The sequence below is a fragment of the Natronomonas gomsonensis genome, from assembly GCF_013391635.1.
In the GTDB taxonomy this organism is placed as follows: domain Archaea; phylum Halobacteriota; class Halobacteria; order Halobacteriales; family Haloarculaceae; genus Natronomonas; species Natronomonas gomsonensis_A.
This window is the reverse complement of sequence record NZ_JACAWU010000001.1, coordinates 398,594-422,077: the sequence shown is the minus strand read 5'-3', so window position 1 is coordinate 422,077 and position 23,484 is coordinate 398,594. Positions and strand designations below refer to the sequence as shown.

General features: G+C 53.7%; 10 protein-coding genes. 3 read left to right on the top strand and 7 right to left on the bottom strand.

All coding sequences use genetic code 11. The features are described from left to right. Window positions 1-85 precede the first annotated feature (85 nt). Window positions 86-1,432, bottom strand: a complete 1,347-nt coding sequence (locus HWX69_RS02385; RefSeq protein WP_178915483.1) for a restriction endonuclease — start codon at window positions 1,430-1,432, stop codon at window positions 86-88. Between the two features lie 194 nt (window positions 1,433-1,626). Between HWX69_RS02385 and HWX69_RS02380 the strand changes: the two genes are divergently transcribed. After that, window positions 1,627-2,364: a hypothetical protein gene (locus HWX69_RS02380; protein ID WP_178915481.1), complete on the top strand. Its 738-nt coding sequence runs from the start codon at window positions 1,627-1,629 to the stop codon at window positions 2,362-2,364. 223 nt (window positions 2,365-2,587) lie between these two features. Here HWX69_RS02380 and HWX69_RS18100 read toward each other — a convergent pair whose 3' ends face one another. Together HWX69_RS18100 and HWX69_RS02370 are read right to left on the bottom strand one after the other, a co-directional pair. Beyond that, window positions 2,588-3,223, bottom strand: coding sequence for an HNH endonuclease (locus HWX69_RS18100; RefSeq protein WP_246286401.1), 636 nt, complete (start codon window positions 3,221-3,223; stop codon window positions 2,588-2,590). A gap of 428 nt (window positions 3,224-3,651) precedes the next feature. Next, complete coding sequence (locus tag HWX69_RS02370; RefSeq protein ID WP_178915480.1) at window positions 3,652-3,894, bottom strand: hypothetical protein; 243 nt, start codon at window positions 3,892-3,894, stop codon at window positions 3,652-3,654. A 227-nt stretch (window positions 3,895-4,121) separates the two neighbouring features. Here HWX69_RS02370 and HWX69_RS02365 point away from each other — a divergent pair, with 227 nt between their 5' ends. Then, window positions 4,122-12,896 carry a DUF5797 family protein gene (locus tag HWX69_RS02365; protein ID WP_178915479.1) on the top strand — a complete coding sequence of 2,925 codons (8,775 nt, stop codon included), beginning with the start codon at window positions 4,122-4,124 and terminating at the stop codon, window positions 12,894-12,896. Window positions 12,897-13,096: 200 nt separating this feature from the next. On the opposite strand, the gene HWX69_RS02360 is transcribed toward HWX69_RS02365, so the two are convergent. The 3 genes from HWX69_RS02360 to HWX69_RS02350 form a co-directional block, all read right to left on the bottom strand. Continuing rightward, on the bottom strand, window positions 13,097-14,800 hold the full coding sequence (locus HWX69_RS02360) for a hypothetical protein (protein ID WP_178915477.1): 1,704 nt from the start codon (window positions 14,798-14,800) through the stop codon (window positions 13,097-13,099). Between the two features lie 204 nt (window positions 14,801-15,004). Further along, window positions 15,005-15,355 carry a hypothetical protein gene (locus HWX69_RS02355; RefSeq protein WP_178915475.1) on the bottom strand — a complete coding sequence of 117 codons (351 nt, stop codon included), beginning with the start codon at window positions 15,353-15,355 and terminating at the stop codon, window positions 15,005-15,007. A 52-nt stretch (window positions 15,356-15,407) separates the two neighbouring features. Continuing rightward, window positions 15,408-18,914 carry a helicase-related protein gene (locus HWX69_RS02350; protein ID WP_178915473.1) on the bottom strand — a complete coding sequence of 1,169 codons (3,507 nt, stop codon included), beginning with the start codon at window positions 18,912-18,914 and terminating at the stop codon, window positions 15,408-15,410. A 158-nt stretch (window positions 18,915-19,072) separates the two neighbouring features. On the opposite strand from HWX69_RS02350, the gene HWX69_RS02345 reads away from it, so the two are divergent. Continuing rightward, window positions 19,073-19,615 (top strand): TATA-box-binding protein, encoded by a 543-nt coding sequence (locus HWX69_RS02345; RefSeq protein ID WP_178915472.1) that lies wholly within the window; start codon window positions 19,073-19,075, stop codon window positions 19,613-19,615. Window positions 19,616-19,619: 4 nt separating this feature from the next. Here HWX69_RS02345 and HWX69_RS02340 read toward each other — a convergent pair whose 3' ends face one another. Next, window positions 19,620-23,483 (bottom strand): Eco57I restriction-modification methylase domain-containing protein, encoded by a 3,864-nt coding sequence (locus HWX69_RS02340; RefSeq protein WP_178915470.1) that lies wholly within the window; start codon window positions 23,481-23,483, stop codon window positions 19,620-19,622. Window position 23,484 lies beyond the last annotated feature (1 nt).

Below are 23,484 nucleotides of genomic sequence, written 5' to 3'. Positions count from 1 at the left end.
GTCTCGATGAACGGCCTCAACCAAGAAATCGACTTAAGCCAGGTTTCTATGGGTCGTAGTTCTGGCGGTAAAGACTCTGGTTGTCTCACTCTTCACCTGACTTACTCACCTCGGTGATGAGATTCCCGAACCGTCTGAGCAAGACTTCTGCATTCTCCTTACTTGTCGTCGGCTGGTACTGGCCATCTTCATACTCTGCCAGTTGGATGCTTGGGTGAGCCAATAGATGGAGTGACTGTTCAATGACGTGCTGTTCCGGAACACGCTCCTCAACGTACATACCTTTCAAAATCAACCGGAGGCGGTCAGCGGTTCCTTCTTCTGGATCTGCTCGTTGAAGTGCTTCCATCACGGCAAGCAAGTCCTCAGTACCACCAAGTCGAGTCCGTAGTTCATCATCGATCTGATCAAGTCGGTCATCTTGGAACGCACCCGGTTCGGTGAGATGCGTTGAGAGTGCTTCCGGCGGAATCCCATAGGCATCACGCCGCTCTAAGAGCGCCTGGAGGTGATCGGTTGCAAGGAGGACGATTCCTTGTCGGTCCGCATCTTCAATTGCTGCCGGGGTGAAGCCAGGTGCAACAACAATCGCTTGGTCGGCTGAGTGTCGCTCTTTATGCCCCTGAATTCGTGTTGCGTCCGGTGAGGCCAACGTCCCACTGCTTCGCGCCTTCACCTCGATGACCGCGTGAATTGGAGCCGTGATTTCAACGTCCGTATCATCTCCGCCTTCAATCCATCGCGCTTCAAACCCTAACCGAGAGAACGCCTTGGCGACCAGCTCTTCCAACTCCTCATATTGGTCACCATCCCGACTCGCCGCAACAATACGCTCTCCCAGATTTAGTTCTTGTTCCTCTTCAGACTCCTCCTGCGACGGCTCCTCATCGAACTCATGAACCCGGACACCGCTCCCCGTCAACTCATTAATCGCGGTTTCAACGGACTCATACGCATCCTCTATGTCGCGGATACGCGAATCCGACACACGACTGAACCCCTGCGGGATATAATTGTCTTGGTACCCCGCGAGCTCGTTGAATGACTCAACATCCACATCAATCTCCTCCACACCAGTCAGGAACACCAAATACCGCCACGGACTCTCGGGATCCCACGGATTTCCTTCAGTACGCCAGAGATGCTCCGCCAAGTCAAGATCATCACGGGTCCGAACCACCGTTGCCTGCGCGATGTACCGTCCACCCCGGTAGATTAACGCGATGTCCCCGCCCTCCACGAATTGCCATTTGGAATCAACTGTTGTCCCCCAGAGATGCACCTTTCCAGTCTCTGAATCCGTCACAGCATCAATTTCGGCGTCAGAAAGATACCCTTCAAACTCTGCCGGGTCATGCCCCCCCTTCACAGACTGTAGATAATCCTGATAGGCGTCCTCACGTCCAGCTGTGATAATGGCAATCCCCGTCATTCGTAAGTAAGTGAACAACTACCCGGTCAGGAGAAAAATCATTGGGATAGATAGGGATGCTATCGGTTACTCTGTGGTCTGGATTTCGGTAGGAATGTCAGAATTGCTCATTCCTGAAGTATCGGACTCTGGAGCAGCATCCACAACAAACATGCTACTGTCCGACCCGCATTACGTCTAGGAGGTCTGTTAAGATGGGCACACTTGTCATCGACATTGAAACCGCGAGCCCGTTCGAAGAGCCACCCGACAACTCGAACGACACTCAGTATTTTGAATTCTTTGCCGTCAGCCTCGCATACGCGGATGACCTGGACGACACACCAGAAACCGATGTGTTGTTTCGGAGCGGCGACTGGGACGACCAGTATACGATTGACCTCTACGAGCGCCTCTTCGAGTGGTGTGGTGACCGCAGCGTAGATCTCCTCCTCACGTACAACGGCACCTGGTTCGACGGCACGCACTTGCTGAACTGGGCCCGCGATATCGACGATAGTGCTGACCAAGACTTCTTGACACGCACAGAGACCTTGTTCGAGAACCACGTTGATGTCGCGCTCGCGGCCGCCGACGAGTACGAATCCGAGCTCTGGGACGACCAGCACGTCCTTCCTGACTGGAAGGTCTACGACCTTGCTGGGATCGACAACGACAGCGTCTGGTACGACGACTACGATTTCCCTGACACCTATCTCTCTGAGATCGAGGGGAAAGCCGTCCAAGGCAAGCACATCGGGCAAGTCCTCGGCGACACATACGTGCAAAACGTCAAAGCCGGCATCGAACACACCAGCGTCCACCGCGAACTCACACAACTCCTCAAAGACTACTGCATTAGCGACGTCGCGGATCTCATCAACCTTTACACCGCACTCGGTGGTCTCAGACTCGACGACACCTACCGTCGGACCGCCGCCGACATCGCCTGACCTCTCTTCACCCTCGTATTTTGATGTTCAGAACTACTGGAACGGTTTTGAATCGAGGCGCTCCGAGTCCGTTTTCTCACTCGGTTCAGAATTCGCCGAAATTCGATTAAAAAGTCTGTCTGGGGCCGTTGCCCAGGTGGCCGGTTCCATCCCGTATTGAGATGTGTATCAACCATTGCTGACCGGATTTGGTCGGTCGGTCGCAATCTGTACGATTCACTACTCACACCCACTCAAGCGCCGCGTTGTGCTGCGCAACATACTGCGGCTTCAAGCCATCATCCGGAATCGAGATCCGTTCCCCTGCACGGTCGATGATCGTCCGTTGGAGCAGGTCACTTCGAGTATCGAAGTTCGGATTCACGCACAACCGGTAGTCCTGATCGATAGTGAATAGCTCTCGGTCGAAGGCTGCGTGATGCGTCTTACTGAGCGCCAACACGTTCGAGAGATCAGCCCTGTATTCCGGGTAATCACTCCACGACAGGATATGCGCCACGTCCAACAGGCCGGGATGATCCACCCCGGAAACTGGACACGTCCGGTCGTGCCGGGACAGTACAGTCGCACGGAACTCCGGATCGACTGACCGGGCCTGAACCGTCGTTTCGTACGTCCCAGCACGCATCCCAGCATCGCTCACCGACGGTGTCCAGTCCGAATCAGCCCACTCCTCCACCGCGCTCTCAACAAACTGTAGGCCATCATCCGTCAACGCGTACTCGTCGCCACGCTTCTCAACGAGCCCCATACTCCGCAGCCAATTCACCCGCTGCTTCGCCATGTCCGTCTCCCCGCGGCTCCACCCTAACTCCGGATGCGTATCGAGCTGCTGTTCACTCACCTCTGCGAGCGTCATCGGACCAGCAGCCAACGCATACATGAGACTCCGAAGCCCAACGTTCCGATCACACATAATTCGCAGCAGCGTCGCCACATCACCCTGCTCAACGTACTTCCGACCAGCAGCACCGAGTTCCCAATGGTCATTCGTCTGGCGGAGAAATCCAACCTGCTGTAAGTAACTCACCCGTCGCATAATCGAATCTCGACTGGACACGTTCGGGAATGAACCACGGTGCCACCCTACGAGTTCATCTGACGTTGGCTGATGAACTTCAACGAACTCAAGAATTGCATCCAGCGTCTCGACGTACCGCGTCCCACCACCAAACATCGGAACGATACTACGGAGTCGATCCGGAGGCATGAAGAAACAGTGACAGAGCCGGATGATGATCCTTTCCCCGATAGATCCCTCCTGAAACTGGTCAGAGCTGTTGGGGACTATTCTTGTGAGGAGTCGTTGATCGGCGGTCGCAAGTCACGCCACCGGAAGTCGGCTGTCTCACCTGAATCAAACGCGACCCGGTAGAGCTGCGCATCCCGCTCGTCAGCAGTAATTGAATCCGCATCATCACTCAACACGACAACGACCTGCCCGTGTTCCCCGTGATACTCCTGATGATCGGGATCCGTCTCATCAGGAATATCGACCCGGACGCGATCTCCCTCAGAGAAGCGCTGCATTATCGGATCAGACGACGGTGATGGTTATCAGCACTTGGGTACCGATAAGATCTCGTATCACAAAGACAGTATTAATCAAACCAAGCGCTGAGTTTGAGAAGTAGGGAAACAAGCTGGGTTAGGATGTGTTTACTGCTGTCAGCGTAACCTACATTACTCGGTAGGAGTTACCATACCGGAAGGAACTCCTCTCGGGATATACTATGGGACGTAACATTGACGATCTCGTGGACGACCGGGCACTAGGCATCCAGTCCACGGGTGAACTCTATCACGACGAATTTCTACTCAAACGACCTAAAACGGAGTGGTCACCATATATTGACGAGACAGCGAAGGATCTTCGAGCAGGTATCCAGATCAGCGATCTCGCTCTCTCAAAAGATGATTTCGGTCGGGAATTAGGAACCTATTACCGCCGTGGATTGAAGAAAACGGCCGGGCGGTACGCTGACCTGCCTGCGGTGTTGGAGGAGAAAGTTAGTGATGAGAAACTTGGGCTTCTTGCGTACCAGCTCAATGAACTCAGTTACGACATTTCGACGACTGACCTCGGTATCGATGATGTGGAAAAGGCTACTGAGGCAGTCATTGAGAAGATTCTCACGCGACATGTCGGAGAGGATCTGAGCGTCTCGTTCGATTTGTCCGGTGTAACGGTTTCCGACATCACGACGCAACTGTTCAACAACGAGGCTATCGCATCGAACGTCGATCTCCTGTTAACTGAATTCGAGAACAGCGCATCACAGGGGCTCCTATCGCTCTTGGATAAACCCCAGATGATGACGCCACTATGGGCACACCAGCGGGATGCGCTCCAAAAGTGGTGGGAACACGACCAGCGTGGCTACGTGGACATGGCGACGGCCACCGGGAAAACCGTTCTCGGACTCAGCGCAATTGCACTCCAGTACGGCGAGCTCCACCCGGACGACCAGTCCATCGGTGGATTAACTGATACCACTGATTCGAGCGGCAGCGACGATGTGCTCATCGTCGCTCACAGTGACCTGATCCTCGAACAGTGGCGGCGAGAGTTCGAAAGACATCTCAATATCCCACAAGAGCGAACGACGGGAAGCAACGATATCACGCTCGAATGGGGAACGATTCATTTCCGAACGCCGCAGTCTCTCGTCAACGAAGACCGAGTCGCGTATGATCTGGTCCTTCTTGACGAAGCCCATCACTACGCAACTGGTAGTGAGTGGGGGGCACTTCTCGACGAATTTGACGGCGATGTCCTGGCAATGTCCGGGTCCGTCGACGACGCCGGAAGCGACAGTGAGCGCATCAAGGAACGCCTTTCAAATAGTATCGGTCCTGAGATCAAACGGTACACAATCACGGACGCGAGAGCAGATGGCGTTATCCCGTCGTTTGATTGGGAAGTACACTATGCGCCCTACGACGTCGTCGGAGATGACTTAGAGAAAACCGCAACGCGTGCTGAACGATCTTTCCGTGAGTTCCGGAATCGTCTCACACAGGGCGAATTGACCCTCGATACAGAACGCCGGCTCAGGACGTACGAAGACGTCCGTCGGTTCTCCCACACGAAGGAAGGGAACACGCTCAAACAACAGGATGAGGACTTCCGTGATCTCGTCACTCGATTGTTCTCGCGGCGAACGAAGCAGTGGAACCTGTCGCCAGTGTTGGACGCAGTGGTAGATCTCGTTATCGAACACCACACGACAGAGAAAGTCGTCGTTCTCGCAGATAGCAACGCACAAGTCGAGGAATTAGAATCCCGCCTCAATGACGTGGTCGCCAATCCGTCGTCCGTGTATCTCGTCTCGGGTTCCCAGAGCCGTGAGGAACAACGAGAAACTATCGATGAATTCGACGAGCCGGAAAGTGCGGGGATTCTCATCGGGACCGGTGACCTGCTCGGCGAGGGCGTCGACATGCAGCACGCGTCGGTAGCGATCAATATGGCTACCGGCGGCGTCAATCAGGAACTCGTTCAGCGCATCGGGCGTGTGCTCCGGAATCCGGCCGACACTCCAAAGCATGCCCTGTTCTACAACGTCGTCGGTGTCCCCCCGACGGAAGCTGCAGCGGTTCCGCGGGAAGATGGCAAACAACTCATCGAGCAGGCGGCAGGGTTCTGCTCTCTTGGACGGCGTTTCAACAAGCTACCCGGATTTGCGACCTCCACATCGCTGGACGGCGACGTTGCCGAGACGCTGCTGGGTGAGGGAGCACAGTTCATTGACTCACTCGACGCGGACGGGGACTACGACTGGAACAAAGAGATCATCAACCAAACTGATCTCACCGCACTCCACAACGCTGTGCAAAACAACCCGGGAGATCTGGAGACGATCCTGGGCGAGTGGGAAGAGTACGCGTGGGAGCACAGCGAGGAACTCGACGAAGAAACGGATGTGGCAGAGTCGGACGAATCGAGCGACGCTCCTGATGTTGAGGAAGACGCGCCGAGTTCTGTACCGGATGACGAGGAGACGTTGACCGCGACAAAGCGGGACCGTATTGAAGATCTCGTTCGCCTCCAACCTACGAAGAACGCAACGCTCCAGGATCGATGGGAGCTGGCGTCTGGCAGTGATGTTCACGAGTACCTACAGACTGAACTCGCAGACTATCACTTCCGTGATGGTGATAGTCTCATCTGGGCGAGTGATGATGCCGAAGCCCTCGTGAATGGTGACGCGTCGGATCGGGGGAAAACATTGGAGTTAGAGGACGGTTCCGATTCCGGTACAGGATCGACTCAGCGTCCGCATCGGAATACCGAGACTGAAAAACCCGGTGCTGAAACGCTTGAAGATTACTTTGACAGCGTTGGGGCTCCCAATCAAGCGAAAGAACAATCCCTCGAAGCAGCAGCCAACGGATTTGAGCGAGTTGAACAACTCCTCGATGTGTATCACGAGGGGAACTTATCGATTGCGCCTGACCAATCTGGTGTCGATACGTTAGCGGGCAAAATACAGGACACACTCGAAAAAACACAATCGACGATAGCCGATATTGTCGGCCACCACAACGGAACAAGTGTCGCGGAGCCAAGTCTCAAATCCATCATTGAACTGGGACAGCGCAACCGCTCGCAGATTGAGGAGACAATTGCACTCCGGGATGGAGAAGTCAAGCTGACGCTCGAAACAGACGACTCAGTCGACGACCCGCAATCCGGTGAGGGAACCACACAGTCGAAGTTTAGAACTGAATCAGACACAACACGCGATCCAGAGCAAGAGGGCCCCACCGAGAGTGAATTACTTGATGAAATTCGTCGTCTGCGGACCACTCTCGGCGACGTTCCTACGAAAATTGAGATGGCGAACCAAGGAGACTATTCTGTTAGCCAATACGAGAACACCTTCGGCTCGTGGTCCGATGCGATTCGAGAAGCAGGGTACGATCCGCAAGGTTCCAAGCAGCGCAAGTACACTCGTGACGATGTCCTCGCTGGTCTTCGTGAAGTCGCATCGACCCTCAACAAACCCCCGTCAGTAAACGACATCAACGAGCACGCACCGTTCAGCGCAACCGTCGTGTACAACTACTTCGGCTCGATTGGTGAAGCGCGGCGCGCTGCGGGTGTCGATCAAGTGGACGACCGTGAGGACGCGACGACCGATGAAGTGGACAGTTCCTCAGTCGCACCGAATGAACTCGCCGAATACTACGAACTCTTCCGGACTTTCGCATCGCTCCTCGAACGCCTGATTGAATCCGACCAGACCGCGTATCGCGCCAGTGGCGACCATCCGATAAACCAGTGGCGAGCCGAGGTCAACGACATCGTATTCGGCAGCGGGCCGACTGAGGACAGCCCGAATTACGGCGAACAGCAGAGATCTCGCAATCTGCACACGATGTCGGAGTACCGCGAAGCCTTCGGTAACGGTGAGACAGTAACGCAGTACCAGTCTGTTCAAGCCGAGCAACTGAGCGGCGACGATGCCGCGGTGCTCATCGAACAGCAAGTCATTGACCCCGACGAACACGTCTTCCTCCCAGTCGCACCCGACTCCGGTATCCCACTTCCACTTGTCGTCTCTTCAGAAGAAGAGTTAGACGAGGCTTCAGCGCTGCTCCAAGAGTTCCCTCCAGAACCCGATCCTGCCGGTGAGCAGTCCAGCGTACAGTCATCGTCCATCACTAGCGAAGATGAAACCTCGTCTGAAGCAACTGGAACCGGTGAAACTGACGAACCCACTTCAGAGCACGACGAACACGACGAAGACTCAGAGCTAGGTGCTGAAACTGGCGGTGGCACGGTGGAACAAACCTTCTTCTGGGATCGAGACGCCGAGTCGATAACAGAGTTCGAAGATGGCGAATCGGTCGGTGACTCGTCTCCCACGAACGGCGACGAACTAGACAGCAAGATCGACGAGTGGAAGTCCCAGTTACTCGATCTCACCCGGCGGAACAAGCTCGTCTCGTTCAAGCCGACGAAAACCAAGTCCCTCCCATTTGAGGAGACGGACCCGACCACTATCGCCGCAGAACTCGACGACGACGACGGGGAGCTCTACCTCCGAAAACAACCGACAGACGATACCGAAGACGAACAACCAGACCTCGCGTCGAACGAACTCCTGCCAACTCGGTCACCAACTGAAGCGGCGAACTCGCTGTCCCAGATCGAGCGCAGAAATAAGCAATACCTCCGAGAGCGCGGGGTGGATTCGCTGTACCTGTCGCTCGGAATGCTACGCTGGTTCAGTGTTGACCACACTGACGACGCAAATCGCTCACCACTGTTCCTCGCGCCCGTTGAACTGGAAGAAAAAACGATCCAGGACGGCGAGAAACATGATTACGTTCTCAAGCCGAAAGCAGAAGGGCTCCGGTTGAACCCCGCCTTGCGAAAGAAGCTCGCGGCCGAACGGGACATTAGCCTCCCAGCAGACACTGCCCTCTCGCTGACGGAGATTGATGCTGCCTTCGAGACGGTGTACGAGACGCTACGTGGCTTCGACCGGTGGACGGTTCAACCGGATGTCGTTCTAGGTATCTTCGATTTCACGAAATTCAGTCTCTACACCGACCTAGAACGTAATAGAACGACCATCAAGAACAATCCGATCATCCAAGCTCTCAACGGCGACATGGAGCCGATACGAGAAGCCGAAGGTGACATCACGACGCCAGCAGCGTCGGAGCTCGACGACGTCGTCGATCCCATCGACACCTACCAAGTTCTTGATGCCGACTCCAGTCAACAGGAAGCAATCGAAGCCGCGAAACGCGGGAAAAGCTTCGTTCTTCAAGGCCCACCCGGAACCGGGAAGAGCCAGACGATCTCGAACATCATCGCGGAGAAACTCGCTGCCGGCGAGCGCGTCCTGTTCGTGAGCGAAAAACAGGCAGCACTCGACGTGGTGAAAAACCGGCTTGATGACGTCGGACTCGGGCGATTCTGTCTCGAAGTCCACGGGGAGAAAGCAACCAATACGGACGTGCTCGGAAGCCTCGAAACTGAACTGAAAGCGCCACAGATCAAGCCCGCAGACGACCGCGCAAAACGACTGCGGAAACTCCGAGAACGGCGAGAGACGATCAACCAGTACGGCCAGCACCTGTTCTTCTCTCCGACGGGGTGGGATCTGACGGCGTACCAAGCGTTCGGCATCGTGAGCAACCATACGGACGTACCACGGATCGACATCGGCATCACGGAGCCACTATCCGTGGGACAGGAAACCCTGGAAACCGCCGTTGACGAATTAGAGACGCTGGCACGCTTCGACGACGAACTCGACACGTACAAAACGAGCCCGTGGCGACGCACGACGCTCCGCCAGTGGGGCGTCGATACAGGCGATTCGATGCGCGACACATTAGACCAGCAGCTCGAAGCCATCGAGACACTACAAACGGTTGCGGACGACGTCGAGTCCGAACTAGGCGTCCGCCCAACTTCACTCGCGGACCTCCGCGAGGTCCGCCAATTGTTACAGCACGTCTCGAACCGACCGGATATCGTGTGGCAAGAAGTGTTCTTCGACGGCTCACTCGGACAAGACGGCGGCCGGTTCGATGAACTCGCAGATCTCGAACAGGAACGTGAATCGCTCATCAACCACCTCTCAGAGTACTACCAGCGGAGCTTCTTCTCCGCTAACGGTGCAGAACTCAACAACGAACTCGCCGCCTACGGGATGCTCAAGTCCCTCAAGCCGAGTTATCGCTCGCTCAAACGAAAGGTAACGAATCACGCCCACGACGACTACGACCCAGGTCACGATCAGTTACTCGAAGACACACGCAAACTCGCCGAAATACAACGCATCGAAGACCGGAGAGAAGACTTCCGCGGCATCATTCAGCGCCTCGGACCGTTGTACCAAGGCGGTGAGACGGACTGGGACACTCTGACGCAGGCACAAGCCTGGGTATCCGAACTTGACGAATACGACTCCACCTACACGGACCCGATAACAACAGCGCTCATCGACGGCTCACTTCCGCTCGTAGACGAGCTGTTAGGCCAGGTACAAGACGCGCTCTCAGACTATGACGACGCAGCTGCATTCTTCCAGGACGCGATGGCTGTCGAACAGATGCGCGTCAACAGCACGTCGTTCCAACGGGCTCCGTTCCCTGAACTGACGGAGAAATTACAAGATCTCCGCGAGCAGGTCCCGGCCTTACAGCGCCGCGTCCAATTCGAATCACAACTGGATACCGTCCGTGAAACGATCTGTGAAGACTACGTCGAGCGGTTCCTCAACGGAGACTACAGTGCCGAACATCTCATCCCCGCCTTCGAGAAACGGTTCTACACAAAGTGGCTCAACAGCGTATACGAGCAAACGGACCTCGGCTCGTTCAACGCCGACGAAATGAAACGGTACGTCGAGGAGTTCCGCCGATTAGACCAAGAACAACAGGAACTGGCCAAGGTCGAAGTCCAGCACGAAGTCACCAAGCACCGACCCACGTTGAACTTGGAGCACGCGTCCAGCTCGGAACAGGTGCTCGTCCGTCGAGAAACCGAAAAACAACGCCGACACAAACCGCTGCGTGAACTGTTCGACGAAGCAGGCTCGTTCATCACGCAACTGACGCCGTGCTTCATGATGAGCCCGCTGTCGGTCGCCCAGTACCTCAAAGCGGACTCGATCCAGTTCGACACCGTCGTGTTCGACGAGGCATCACAGATTATGCCGCAAGACGCCGTGAGTAGCCTCATCCGCGCCGACCAAGCAGTGATCGCAGGCGACACGAAACAGCTCCCTCCAACGTCGTTCTTCCAGTCCGACGTGGAAACAACGGAAGACGTCAGAGAAGACCTCGACAGCATCTTAGAGGAAACAGCGTCGGTACTCCCCGAGAAAAACCTCCGGTGGCACTACCGCAGCCGAACGGAAGAACTCATCCAATTCTCGAACCACCATTACTACAACAACAGTCTCCGGACGTTCCCCGAGAACGACCCTGACGTCGAAACCGGCGTCTCATTCGAATACGTCGAAGACGGCGTCTACGACCGCGGCGGCTCACGGCAAAACGAGGTCGAAGCCGAACGCGTCATCGACCTGATCGAAGACCACGCAGAAGAACGCAGCGACAAGAGCCTCGGCGTCGTCGCCTTCAGCAGCGCCCAAGAACAAGCGATCAGGGACGCCCTCGCCGAGCGCCGCGAAGAAAACCCCGTGCTGAACGCGTTCGTCAGCCAAGACGACGTGCTCGATGAGTTCTTCATCAAGAACCTCGAAATGGTCCAAGGTGACGAACGCGACCGGATGATCTTCAGCGTCGGGTACGGCCCCGCACAGGACGGCACGATATCGACGAACTTCGGCCCAATCAACAAAAGCGGCGGTGAACGCCGACTCAACGTCGCGGTGACCCGAGCGAAAGAACAAGTCACGGTCGTCTGCTCGATGCTCCCCGGTGACATCGACCTCTCCGGATCCAACAGCACCGGTGCGAAACACTTCAAGAACTACCTCGAATACGCCCGGAAAGGCGAACAGGCTCTCGCCCGAAACGACCACGTCACCGACACGCTCGACTTCGACTCCCAATTCGAGGAAGCAGTCTACGACGCCCTCGAAGCCAAAGGCCACGACGTCGTCTCCCAAGTCAAAAGCTCCGGGTACAGCATCGACTTGGCGATCAAGCATCCGGAACAGCCGGGGAAATTCGTCCTCGGGATCGAATGCGACGGAGCCGCATACCACTCCTCGAAAACAGCCCGGGACCGGGACCGTACCCGGCAGATGGTGCTTGAAAACTTAGGCTGGATGATTCACCGGATCTGGTCGCCAGACTGGGCCTCGAATCAAGAAGCGCAGATCCAGGCGATTAACGACAAAGTGGACTCGCTCCTCGACGGGAACTCGACATCCACGAGCACAACGGACGTCCCGACTCACGAACCGGACGCCGTCCCGAGCAAATCAAAACTCGACCACGAGGCACTGACGGAATTCATTGAGCCGTCCTTAGAGTGGAACGACCGGTACTCAGTCGACAAGCACGGACAGAAAACTGCCAATCGAAACTCGATCCACGACACAGTCAAACAGAACGGACCGATCCAGTACGACACCGCGATTCAAACGTACCTCGATGTGTGGGCACAATCACGGGCAGGGAAGAAGGTACGACGAGCGTTCAAAAGCGGTGTACAGGCGCTCAAGAAACAAAACAAGATCTACCAGCACGGTGATTTCCTGTGGCCTGAGCGGCAAAACCTCGATTTCAAGGTGCGAGTGAATACCGAATCGGCGACCAGATCCATCGACGAAGTCCCGAAAGAAGAGATTGCGAAGGCCATCACCGTGCTGCTGGAAGAAGGCGGCAGCATGACCCGAGGCGACGTGATTCTAGAGACCACCCGACTCATCGGCTACAAACGCCGGGGAAAACGGATCAAAAAGAGAGTCGGCGACGCAATCGACATCCTCGACGATGTGGGTGCAATCGAATTCGACGAGGACGAGAAGATCAACCTCCAGTCCGACGTACAGATCGATGAAGTGTTACTCAACCGGATTTACTAACGGGAGTGCGTCTCACAGTTTCGGTCCGCAATCAGGGTAGTAGTTCGGGTCTGCGTACGGGGTGAGGTTAGAGCCGCATCCGGGACAGCGTTCTTGTCCGGTGTTACGATCATCCTTGGCTGATCGGAGTGATATAGTATATCTCCACAACTCGTATTTAATCGGAATGACGGTAGAAGTCACTCAATTCTACGGCCCACCTACGGAAGATGTCCACCGTTTACGTAGAGGTATTTGGAGGGGTGGCCAAATCTCGCTACGAAGGGGGTCGGATTGAGTTGATAGCCGATCCGGAGTATATCTATTATTGGCATAACGGCGTTGATGTGATGATCCTCACCTATTCGGAGATGACCGTGAGCGGTCCGGTTTCTCATATTGCCATCGGCGGTCTCCCCGGTTTTCTCGTTGTAGGCGTACTCGATGTATTCTTGAAACTCCGCTCCGGTGTGCGACCCGATCTGAGAAATAAGGGTTCCGAGTGTTCTTGTACCGGTGCCGCCGTCCATTTGTCGGACGACGTCGTCACCAAGGGCGTTGAGAAGTTCATAGAGAGTTGATTCGAGTCGAGGGACGCTGATATGGATGGATGCAGCGTATTCTTTGTCGAATAGGTGGTTGATTGCATCTGTCAGGTACCAGAGAGTGTGGTTAGAGAGCCCAGGAATCAGGTTTATGAGTCGGAAGAAGTCTCGCTCCCGAAGCCATCCATCTTCAATCAGCGTGATGACTGCACCGGAAATTACTACGTGGGATTGCAGCAAATCCTGAGCGTAGTCTTGAGTGATGTCGTCGTCAGGACCAACCTGGGTGAGGTGACCTGAAAGATTCGGATGAAGATTGTTGACGTGATCAATGATCAAGTGATGTTTCGGGTCCTGCACTCCGAACGGTGGAAGTAATTCAAACTCGTTCACAAGCCAATAGAGTGTCTTCGTCGGATTATCGTAAACGGCGACATTCTTGAATATGCTCTGAAGGGTTTCTGACCGTTCCTTCAGGGTGCCTGGAGGGGCCTTCTGGATTTTATTCCCGGAGTGCTTCAGTTCCCGACCACCTTTCCTGATCGCATCCTGCATCTCGTTTTTCCACTCCTCCTTCTCATCATCGCCCAGCGTTGCGGATACGACCGGATCACGGAGCGCATCATCGATTAAATCCCCTTTCAACAAGGAATCTCGTTCCCCTTGCGCTTCGATGTATCGCCAGTACTCCTCTGTGTATCGTCGCTTAACACCCGTGGTATCGATATCAAGCGCCTCTCCGATCTGGATAGCTTTTCCTATGAAATCACGGCACGCATCTTGATCCGAAACATTGCCCTTGAGTTCGTGATCCTCTTGTCTGTACCTATTCGCACGGACGATACAGATCACGAAGAGTCGCTGTAGTAACCCCCGGTCAAAGGGTTTTCCTGGGTCAGTATGATTGACGACGAGGTCAATTATTTCCCTGAATCCAGTTCTTGCACCCTTCTCCATTTCGTAGTATCTGTCATCTAGGAATTCAACGGCGGTAGAGAGTTCGTCTGAGTTGTCGTGAGAGAGTTTGGCTTGGAGAGCAACAAGCTCCAGAAGTGATCTGACGATGACGGAATCATGTTCTTTGTCCAGTCCCAATTGAAGAGATTCGTTGAGGAGGTGTTTCGCGGCCCGTGCGTGTTCGTATCCTCCGTCAGTGATCTTCCACTGACGCAGTGCTTCGACCGCTGCAATCAAAGGATGGATATGAGAGATCGGACCCAAGTTTTCGGGGATTTGCTCGTTCGCTATTTCCGGATTGTCATCGATAAACCTGGTAAATGTCTCTAAGTCGGAGGTAAAGTGGTACGCTTCTCGGGGATCTTCTTTAGCCTCCTCCCAGTGGTCCTGAATTGTATCCGTAGAAGGCACGTAAACATACATAAGCGCTTACTTGGTGTTATTCTCCTCGTAGAGGTTTAATGCTCGGTACCGTGGTCATTTCCACATAATGAAACTATGGGAGCTTCGTAGACCCTTGGGGCGAGTCGCAAAAGGTCAGGTGCAAGTCCGTACAAATCACAACCCAGATCGTTCCGGCCCTCCGCGTCTCGAAACCGTAGTACTTGTCTCTATCACTGCAGGCAGCTACCCTCGTTCGGCTACCGACAAGTACAGCGCATAATTATCGGTCAATTCACCAGTATCCCGGTCTTCAGTCCGCTGAAGATTGATTTCCAATCTCGTTTCTTCGCCTTCGAGCTGCAACAGGGGCTTGAATAGACTCCCGATCGTCTCCACAAACTCGGGTGCCCCCGTGATACGAATATCTGACACCTCGGTTGCGTATTTACTCCCAGAGAAGTCCTTGGGCTTCGCAACCACAGAATCTCGAATCTCCTTCGCAGTAGCTTCATCGAGGCCTTTCAACCACTCAGTCGCATGTCGTTTGACGACGTGCCCAGAATCGGTCGTGGGGAGTTGCTCTAACTGACTCACACAACCAAGTTGCGCGTACTGGTATTTGAACCTCAGCGCGGTGCAAGACGATCTACTCTTCGCCTTTCAAGTACATCCCCGCGACGACGTGCGGAGGCTCCTCCTGTTCTTCAGCCCACTCCTGGCGTTCTTCGTATTTCTCTTGCAGATTGTACCGAGAGATAATCTCCCGAACAGCCCCCACAAGCTCTTCACCCGTGATTTCTTCGTTACGGAGGTCTCTGAACTCGTCGAGAATCTGATCTGCCGACACCGTCTCAACAATATCCTGGAACTGTGCCAGTGTCCGCTGTTGATCAGTGTTTTCTACAGACGACGCGACCTCTCCGAGTTCATCAACCACATAGTCACGGTCGATACTCGCACCTTGTCGAGCCTCCCGCTGGAACTGACGACGCTTACCCATGTCATCGCCGAACTCCGTCCGCGCCACCTGTACAGCCCGTTCGTAGCGACTGTCGAACGTCTCTGCATCAACGGAGACGACTGGCTCATCGACGGGACACGAGATGGTTTCGACAATAGTGTCCTTCTCTTGTGAAGCGAGGTCTTGGCCGCCTTCACTCGGGAATGTCACGAGGTACGGGGTCGTATAATCGCCTTGCCGGTAGACGATGACGACGCCGTCGTACTCTCGATCCCACTCCATTGCACTTCGAATTCCGTCGCGGTCTTCCAACCAACTAAGCAGATCCGGATACTTCTGTTTGAGATCCTGGAGGCTACTTGCTGGGCCAATAAGATCGTCGCTCCCGATGATCTCATTCACGTCGTCTTCCACCTTTTCGATGTCCTCCTCGGCGTAGATATCCTCCATGTACGACCGGTTCACGTTGTCCTCCGGACTCAGTATCTCCCCGTCTTCACCGAGGACGTTACTGATCTCTTGTACCCGAGACTCAACCCGGTCCACGATACCGAGCTCTTCTTCCAATTCCGTCTCCGGCAGAAAGTTGAGCGCATATATGTGGTCGTGACCACTCCCGAGACGGTCAACACGACCGATCCGCTGAATCAGTTTAAGCGGATTCCAGTGCAGATCGTAGTTGATGACTAAATTCGCATCCTGAAGATTGACCCCCTCTCCCGCCACGTCGGTTGCAAATAACACGTCAATCTCATCACTCGGTTCGATTTTGTCCCGCGCATCATTCGCCTCAGGGGCGAAGTGCTGAATGATCTTTTCGACGTTCGAGGTATCACTGGTGGCACTGGCAAACCGAACGTCACCAGAAAGCAACTCCCGCTCTTGGAACTGCTCAAATGCCGCTTCCAGATACTTCACCGTGTCTGTGAACTGCGTGAACACAATCAGCTTCTCAGCCCGATCACCACGCTGAAGAATGTCATGGGTTCCTACTCGGAGATTTCCAAGGAGTCCCCGGAGCTGTTCGACCTTGTCATCCATCGCGTAGTCGTCTTGGATGTCCTGATGGAACGGCTCCAACGTGGCTTGGAGATCAGAGAGGAGCTGAATGTCGGTCTCAAGATCGCGCTTGAGGTCGTCAAGATGGAAGGCTTCCGTTTGGTACGCCGCGTACTCCCCATCCTCGACCATTTCGTCGATCTCCTCAAGGATATAATCGATCTGCTCACCACTGTTGATGAGTTCGGAGACATCGCTCCCAACAGCCACCGTTCCTTCGTCAAGGAGATCCCGGAACATCCGGTAACTCCGAAGCATCCGGGTAAGCGACGTGTAGAAGGCATGAACACTGCTCTCCAACCGTTTCAGCAGATTGGACTTCATCAAGCCACGTATGCTCCGCCCCATTGAGGAGAGATTCTGATACGGATCCTGATTCGCGTACCCCGTCTTCAGGTACTCTTCTTGGCCCAGCGAGTACCGGGCGAATGTAAGGTCCTCCAGCGTCTCCACAATCGCATCGTACAATGAATCATTGACGCCGTCCGCTGTCGAATACGTCTCATGCAGATTGTAATCGACCGTCTGTAAGTGCCGATCCGGGAGGTACCGACGCTCACCACCCATTTGGAGGTACAGCCGGCCATCCTCGTCTTCTTCGCCGTATTGGTCGATGATGTCTTGGCGAGTCCGACGGACCATTACGTGACTTAGGAGATTTGAGAGGTCAGTCTCGTCGTTATCCGCCATCTCCGTGAAGTCATAGAGGTTCGGCGGTGTAATTGGAATCTGCGTGAGGTCCTCAATGTGGAAGAGCTTGATCTGATTATACACGTCCCACGCGCTTTTCGTATACGGCGTCGCAGTCAGGAGGATCGTCTGATTGACCGTCGGAAGGAACGCTTGAAGATTGTTGTACCGATGCGTGTCGTCGTTCCTGAAGTGGTGCGCCTCGTCGACGAGACATACCGACGCGTCGTCGTGCTCTTCCAGAAGCGTCTCGTGGTAATCTTCCTTCGACACCATCCCCAAGCTGATCACCTCCGCGTTGAAATTATAGCGCTGATTGACCATCCGCTCCCACATCGGCTGGAGATGCTTCGGCGAGATGATCAACATCTTCCCCTTGTTGCCACGCAGCCGATTCCGCGCGTGGAAGTGTTCGAGTAGACCGAGGCCGACGAAGGTCTTCCCCATCCCGACGACGTCGGAGACGAGAACCCCGTCGTATTTGTTGGCGATTCGGATGCCTCGATTCACCGCCCACTGCTGGAACTCGTAGAGGTCCTCATATACGTCGAATGACTGGAGGTAGTCCTCGGCGGTCTCTAATGTCTCCTTGTAGAGCTCGTACAGGATTTTCGCGTACACCAAGTACGGTGCAGGGAGCCCGGTTCCCGCACTGACCTCTCGGAGTGTTTCTGTCGTGTCGTCTGGAAGTGACTCTCTTGGAAGTGCCGGTGGTTCGTCGTCCGTTGAGACGTGCCCAGGGTTGTTTGAAACCCAAGAGTCTTCGAACGCATCCAAGAGGTCGGCGTCGAATTCGACGGCGTCGTCCCACAAATCGTCGAACCAATCCTTGAGTTGGGTGACCTTCTCGTTGTAGACTGGAGCGTTGAGTTCCGTATTACTGTGGAGGCCGCTGAGGCTGAGGTTCGACGAACCGACGACGCCGACATCCTTGGGCGTAAAAATGTCTCCTTCGTCTTTCTCGAAGAGGTACGCCTTCGCGTGGAACCGCTCCTGAAGATACAACTTAGGCTGGATACGTCCCTGTTCCAGCCAGTCGATCAGCTTCGTGAAGAAAGCCTGATTCTCCGCAGTGGGGTTTTCGTAGAGCAGTTGGTTCGAGTAGTTGTTCGCAGTTTCGGCACGAATTTCCGGCCGCTCACTCCATTTGACGTTCTGTGACTGCTTAAATTTCGTGCCGGTGAGACGGAGATTCTGGTGAGCCTCTATGAGTTCGTCCAACCCTTGCTGGTCTGGATTCCCCATTAAAACTTGGAGTGTACCTCCATTGTCGAGGAACTCATCTAACACTGGGCGGAGTCGCTTCAAGCCGCTCATGTAGAGGTATCCGACAGCGATTCGAATCCGGTCAACACCCTCGCTGTCGAGCCCTGACTTTAGGACCTCGTCAAGATGGGAGTAGCGACGGTTGTCGATGATCCCAATTGAATTGTCGTTACTCATGGTTCAGATTTTCTTGGGAGAAGGCCCCGTTTATACGCCGAGTATCACAAACTGTGTGTGAGAGTGACGGAGACATGTACTACACTGGAACTACCCACCTCAAAAAGTTTCACCGTAGCCCGACGAGCATTTGTCTTAGCCAATCGGATTCGAGAGTAATGAAGATTGTAAGTATCATGGGGAGTGGCTCATTAGGCAAGGAGGTAGACTTGGAAACTCTTGTTGATGAACTTAGGAATGAAGTCGGGGAGAGTCTAGACGCAAATTTTCAAAGCCCTGGGATTGTAACCGTGAAACTTGGGGAGAATAGTCCCGCCTTCAGCATTTATCGGACTGGATCGTTTCAAATCCGTGGGGCTCTAGGACACGAAGAATTGAACGAGACAGTGAACCAACTGCTCCAATTATTTGCTAATATCGGCTTTGAGACTAGTGACGTTGATTTTGAGGAGAAGACGGCTGTTTTTATGGATGAAGTGAACCAAGGATTGGAGCTGGAAACACTCGCCGTTCGTCTTGGTTTAGAGTACACAGAGTATGAGCCTGAACAATTTCCAGGACTTGTATACCGACCCCCGGAATATGAGGCAACTCTTCTGATTTTCTCAAGTGGAAAGGTGTTAGTTGTTGGCACAGCCAAACAAGAAGTCGCCCGTTCTGCACTCCAATCCTTAGACGAGACCCTCGAAAATACTGCGTAATCACTTAGCGGGAATAATCGTACTGTGGGTTGTGTTCAGCGATTGTTTCGCATAGTGAGGGATTTTCGTCTGGCTGGCGCATCAATCGGTCTCGTGCGGATCGGATCAGGTCCCGATAAATCTCCTCACGGGTCTCCTGGTTTAAATTCAAGAAATCAAAAAATAGACTGTCAAGTGAAAACCGATCCTTGTTTACCGATCCCAGACTCAAGTTTTCTGGATTGTATGCCCCAAGCTCTTCAAAGATAATGCCAGTATCTCGTTCCATTAGGTCCTCCAATCGTTCTTCAACGCTGTTCTGAAGATTATCATCCGCAACCAATATTGGGAATTGTAGATAATCTGGCTTATTAAATTCTAGTGTATTCCCCCGAGATTTACCCATTATTTCCTCCATAAACCACCCTAGAGTCGAATTTAGATATCCTGCAACGTAACCTGGCGAGAGATCTCCACTAACTGACTGGTAGTAGAACCGGTCAGAGATCTTGTGACCACAGGGATTATAGTGATATTGATATTGGGCATTAATATTACGAAGCAGAAGTATATATGGGTCCTCAGGGGTAGATTGTTTATACCACGGAGTGCGTGCACTGCAGGTTGACCTATCTGATAGAGCTTTGTTTGTCCGTCCCCACCGGTCTTCTTCCCCAAATTCAACGTACTTCTCTACTGTTAACCCTGACAACTCGTTTCTAGACCTTTCAATATTTATATGAACGTGACTAAGATGCTCTGGTTCAATGGGACTCGTCTTTATTTCCCGGTTTCTTACAAGTACAAGATCTGGGACTAGTGTTTGACCGTCATCACGGAGGTATGTACAGTCATATTGATCCCGGAATTTTTTGGGAATCTCATCGAGTGGTCTCATCCAAAACTCAGGTTCGATACGGAATTCGCGCCCGCTGTCTTTGTGAGTTAGTACCAGTTTCCCTTCTGATGCGTCGAAATCTGCTGAAAAAGTGGAGTTATCTTCGCCGGGCCTTGGGACAAAAAAGAACTTATTAGCCCCACTGGTAGTGCCTCTGGCAAAGTCTCCATAATTTCCGAGCAGATCAAATGCTTCACTATGGTCACGCCACAGTTCAAAATACAGGGTTGGGGCATCTAGGTACGGACCCCACCTTCCCTGACTATAACTTCCAGTGGGTATATCAACGGAGGAATCCTCGGTTGGCAGGCTATCCCCGCTTACACTAATCCCTGTCTCCATAGAGAATGTGTCAGTATCCTTCCCACCTACGATCTCCCTCGTACTACCACCACCAAGCCGCCACAAGCTGTCGTGTGGAACAGAGATAGTTCGTATAGAATCATTCTTGCCAAACTCCAACATCTCCTCATCCACCACAAATTGATCGGAGGTGAGATTACTAGTTATTGCGGGTGCAAAATCCGTGACAAGGTTGATGTCCTCATAAGGATAATCAACTCGGACAAAGTTTGTACTTCCCCTCAGTAGCCCATTATCTGCCCGCGTACAACTTGTGATATATGTGTTTATGTCCGCTTCTTCAAAGCTTGTTTTGGACACGTTGCCTACTATATAATCAAGAGATGTATGTTGGAGTAACCCCTCTTGTAGCCGACTGCCGAACCCGCTATCCAGCCATGAATTGGAAGTGATAAGTGACACGGTACCACCTTGTCGAAGAAGATCTACACCTTTGAAATAGAAATATACGTATATATCACTTCTCTTATATGGTTTTAGATCAAACGTAGTTTCAACAAAATTCACTAGGTCGTTCTTGTACTCCTTCTTTAATTGTTTCACCTCGCTATCTGACATCTCGTTTAGACGGTCAGGATGAATCCCTTGGTCAATAATGTCTTCCTGTTGAACATACGGTGGATTTCCAATGACAACATCGAATCCACCCTCCACCATTACATCAGAGAAATCGATGTCCCACATAAAGAACCCCGCAGCACCGGCCTTATCAATCGCATCACGAGTCTCTTTGAGGTCATCAATCCGCTCTTCGACGTCGTCATCGATTTGATCGTCCTTTGTGTCCCCGAAGAGAGTTTGCTGAGACCCATTATTAGAGAGATTGTCGATGAGGCCATCGATGTGGTTTTTGAGGAGTTCAACCTGCTTCTCTTCGATCTCCTGAGTTCGGTCAGCCTCACCTTCGAAGTGTTCGCGCTTTAGCTCTTTCAGTTCCGTGAGGAGCCCAGCAGTATCCCCATCGAGCGTTCGCGTGAGCGTATCCAGTGAAATGAATTCTCCATCGAGCTTCTGAATCAGGCTGTCACCAACCTTGAGCTTGAAGGAGAAATTCGGCAGCACTGGACGCTGGTCTGGAAGTTGGTCCTCGCCCTCAACGAGCGAAAGCCAAAGGCGGAACTCAGCAACCCGGACGGCCCAGTCTTTGATATCGACGCCGTACAGGTTTTCGTTTATGATCTGCTCTTTGAGGTGGTAATCCGGGGTCGTACCGAGCTTCCGGTACAGTTCGGTGACCACTTGCTTCATCCCCACCAGGAACGCACCGCTACCACAGGCAGGGTCAACGATACGAAGTTCGTGGAGTATGTTCTCCAGTTGCTCTGTTTCACCGGTACTCTCTGCGTCCCAGTCCTGTGGTTCGCTGAAGATGAACTCAACAATCCGCTGTTTCCCTTCAGCATCGAGATCGTTTGCGTGGTCACAGAACTGTTCGTACAGTGCCATCCGGCACATCAGGTCCACCTCAACACGAGGCGTGTAGAAGATGCCAGCTTCGCCGCGTTCTTGCTCGGCAATCAGGGACTCGTAGATCTTTCCGAGCATCGCCGGATCGACTGCGACGTCAATGTCGTAGGGACTCTCCTCGGTGACGGTGAAGTTGTATTGTTCGAGGAACTCTTCGGTCACCGACTTCAGCGCGGAGTCAGATAGGAAAGTGTTGCTTTCGTCCTCTTCCGTCGGCTGGAAGAGCCCACCGTTCATGTACGGGAGTCCCGAAATCGCGGTCTCAACGTCGGAAGGGAGATCAGCGTCGATCTCTCCGCCTTCCGGGCTGTTCATACCCTCGAAGAACAGTGCCGAGAGCCACTTCTCGTGGAACACGTCCTCTTCGTCGGACTCCTCGTACTGCTCGTGGAACCACCGGACGAAGTCCTTCCGATCACCAATCCAGCCCTTCTTCTGGAGGTAGTAGAAGAACATCAACCGGTTGAGCGTCATATGTGCGTACCGGTCGGCGTCTTCGATCTCCAGGCCCTTCCGGCGTAGTTCCTTACTGAGCGTATCGAAGGCGCTCTTGTAGTTCTCGTAGAAATCCTCGGTAACGGGCTTGACTCGGAACGCCTCGTCGATGCGTTCTGCCAGCCGTTCCTTGCTGGCATCCATATTCGACAACGCGTTGGCAACGGTGCGGTGGGTCTCGCCTTCACCTAGTGTGTACCTGCGCAGCACTGGGCGACCAGTCGTGATGTCGTCGGTGCCCTCCTCGTAGGGGGTGACGAGGTGCCAGACGTCCTCGTCTGGCGCATGGAACACAGTCAGGAAGGAACCATCGATAGCCCAGCCGCTCGTTTTGTCCGACCGAGTGAGACTCTGGATGGCGTTCCGCTCTGCTGTCCGGGTCAGTTTCTCCAGTTCGACGTAAATAACGCGGAAGTTCCCCGATTCGGCTAAAAGCCGAGCGGCATTCGCCCGAGCTGTATTCGGCCATTCATGAACGGCGATATCTTGCCACGTAGCGTCACCGAGGGCAGATACCGTCTCTTCGAAGTTGAGTACCTGAACGAAGAGGTCTTGGAAGAACTGGGTTGCCGCCTCTCCGGTGGAGCGGTAATCGCGTTCAAACTCATCGAGTGACAAGTCCTCGTCTAATCGTCGCCGAATCTCCTTGGTTTGTTCTTCAGTCATG

Excerpts from the sequence above, each read along its gene's own strand:
- HWX69_RS02385 (WP_178915483.1), bottom strand. The coding sequence starts at position 1,432 with ATGACGGGGATTGCCATTATCACAGCTGGACGTGAGGACGCCTATCAG.
- HWX69_RS02380 (WP_178915481.1), top strand. The coding sequence starts at position 1,627 with ATGGGCACACTTGTCATCGACATTGAAACCGCGAGCCCGTTCGAAGAG.
- HWX69_RS18100 (WP_246286401.1), bottom strand. The coding sequence starts at position 3,223 with ATGACGCTCGCAGAGGTGAGTGAACAGCAGCTCGATACGCATCCGGAG.
- HWX69_RS02370 (WP_178915480.1), bottom strand. The coding sequence starts at position 3,894 with ATGCAGCGCTTCTCTGAGGGAGATCGCGTCCGGGTCGATATTCCTGAT.
- HWX69_RS02360 (WP_178915477.1), bottom strand. The coding sequence starts at position 14,800 with ATGTATGTTTACGTGCCTTCTACGGATACAATTCAGGACCACTGGGAG.
- HWX69_RS02350 (WP_178915473.1), bottom strand. The coding sequence starts at position 18,914 with ATGAGTAACGACAATTCAATTGGGATCATCGACAACCGTCGCTACTCC.
- HWX69_RS02345 (WP_178915472.1), top strand. The coding sequence starts at position 19,073 with ATGAAGATTGTAAGTATCATGGGGAGTGGCTCATTAGGCAAGGAGGTA.
- HWX69_RS02340 (WP_178915470.1), bottom strand. The coding sequence starts at position 23,483 with ATGACTGAAGAACAAACCAAGGAGATTCGGCGACGATTAGACGAGGAC.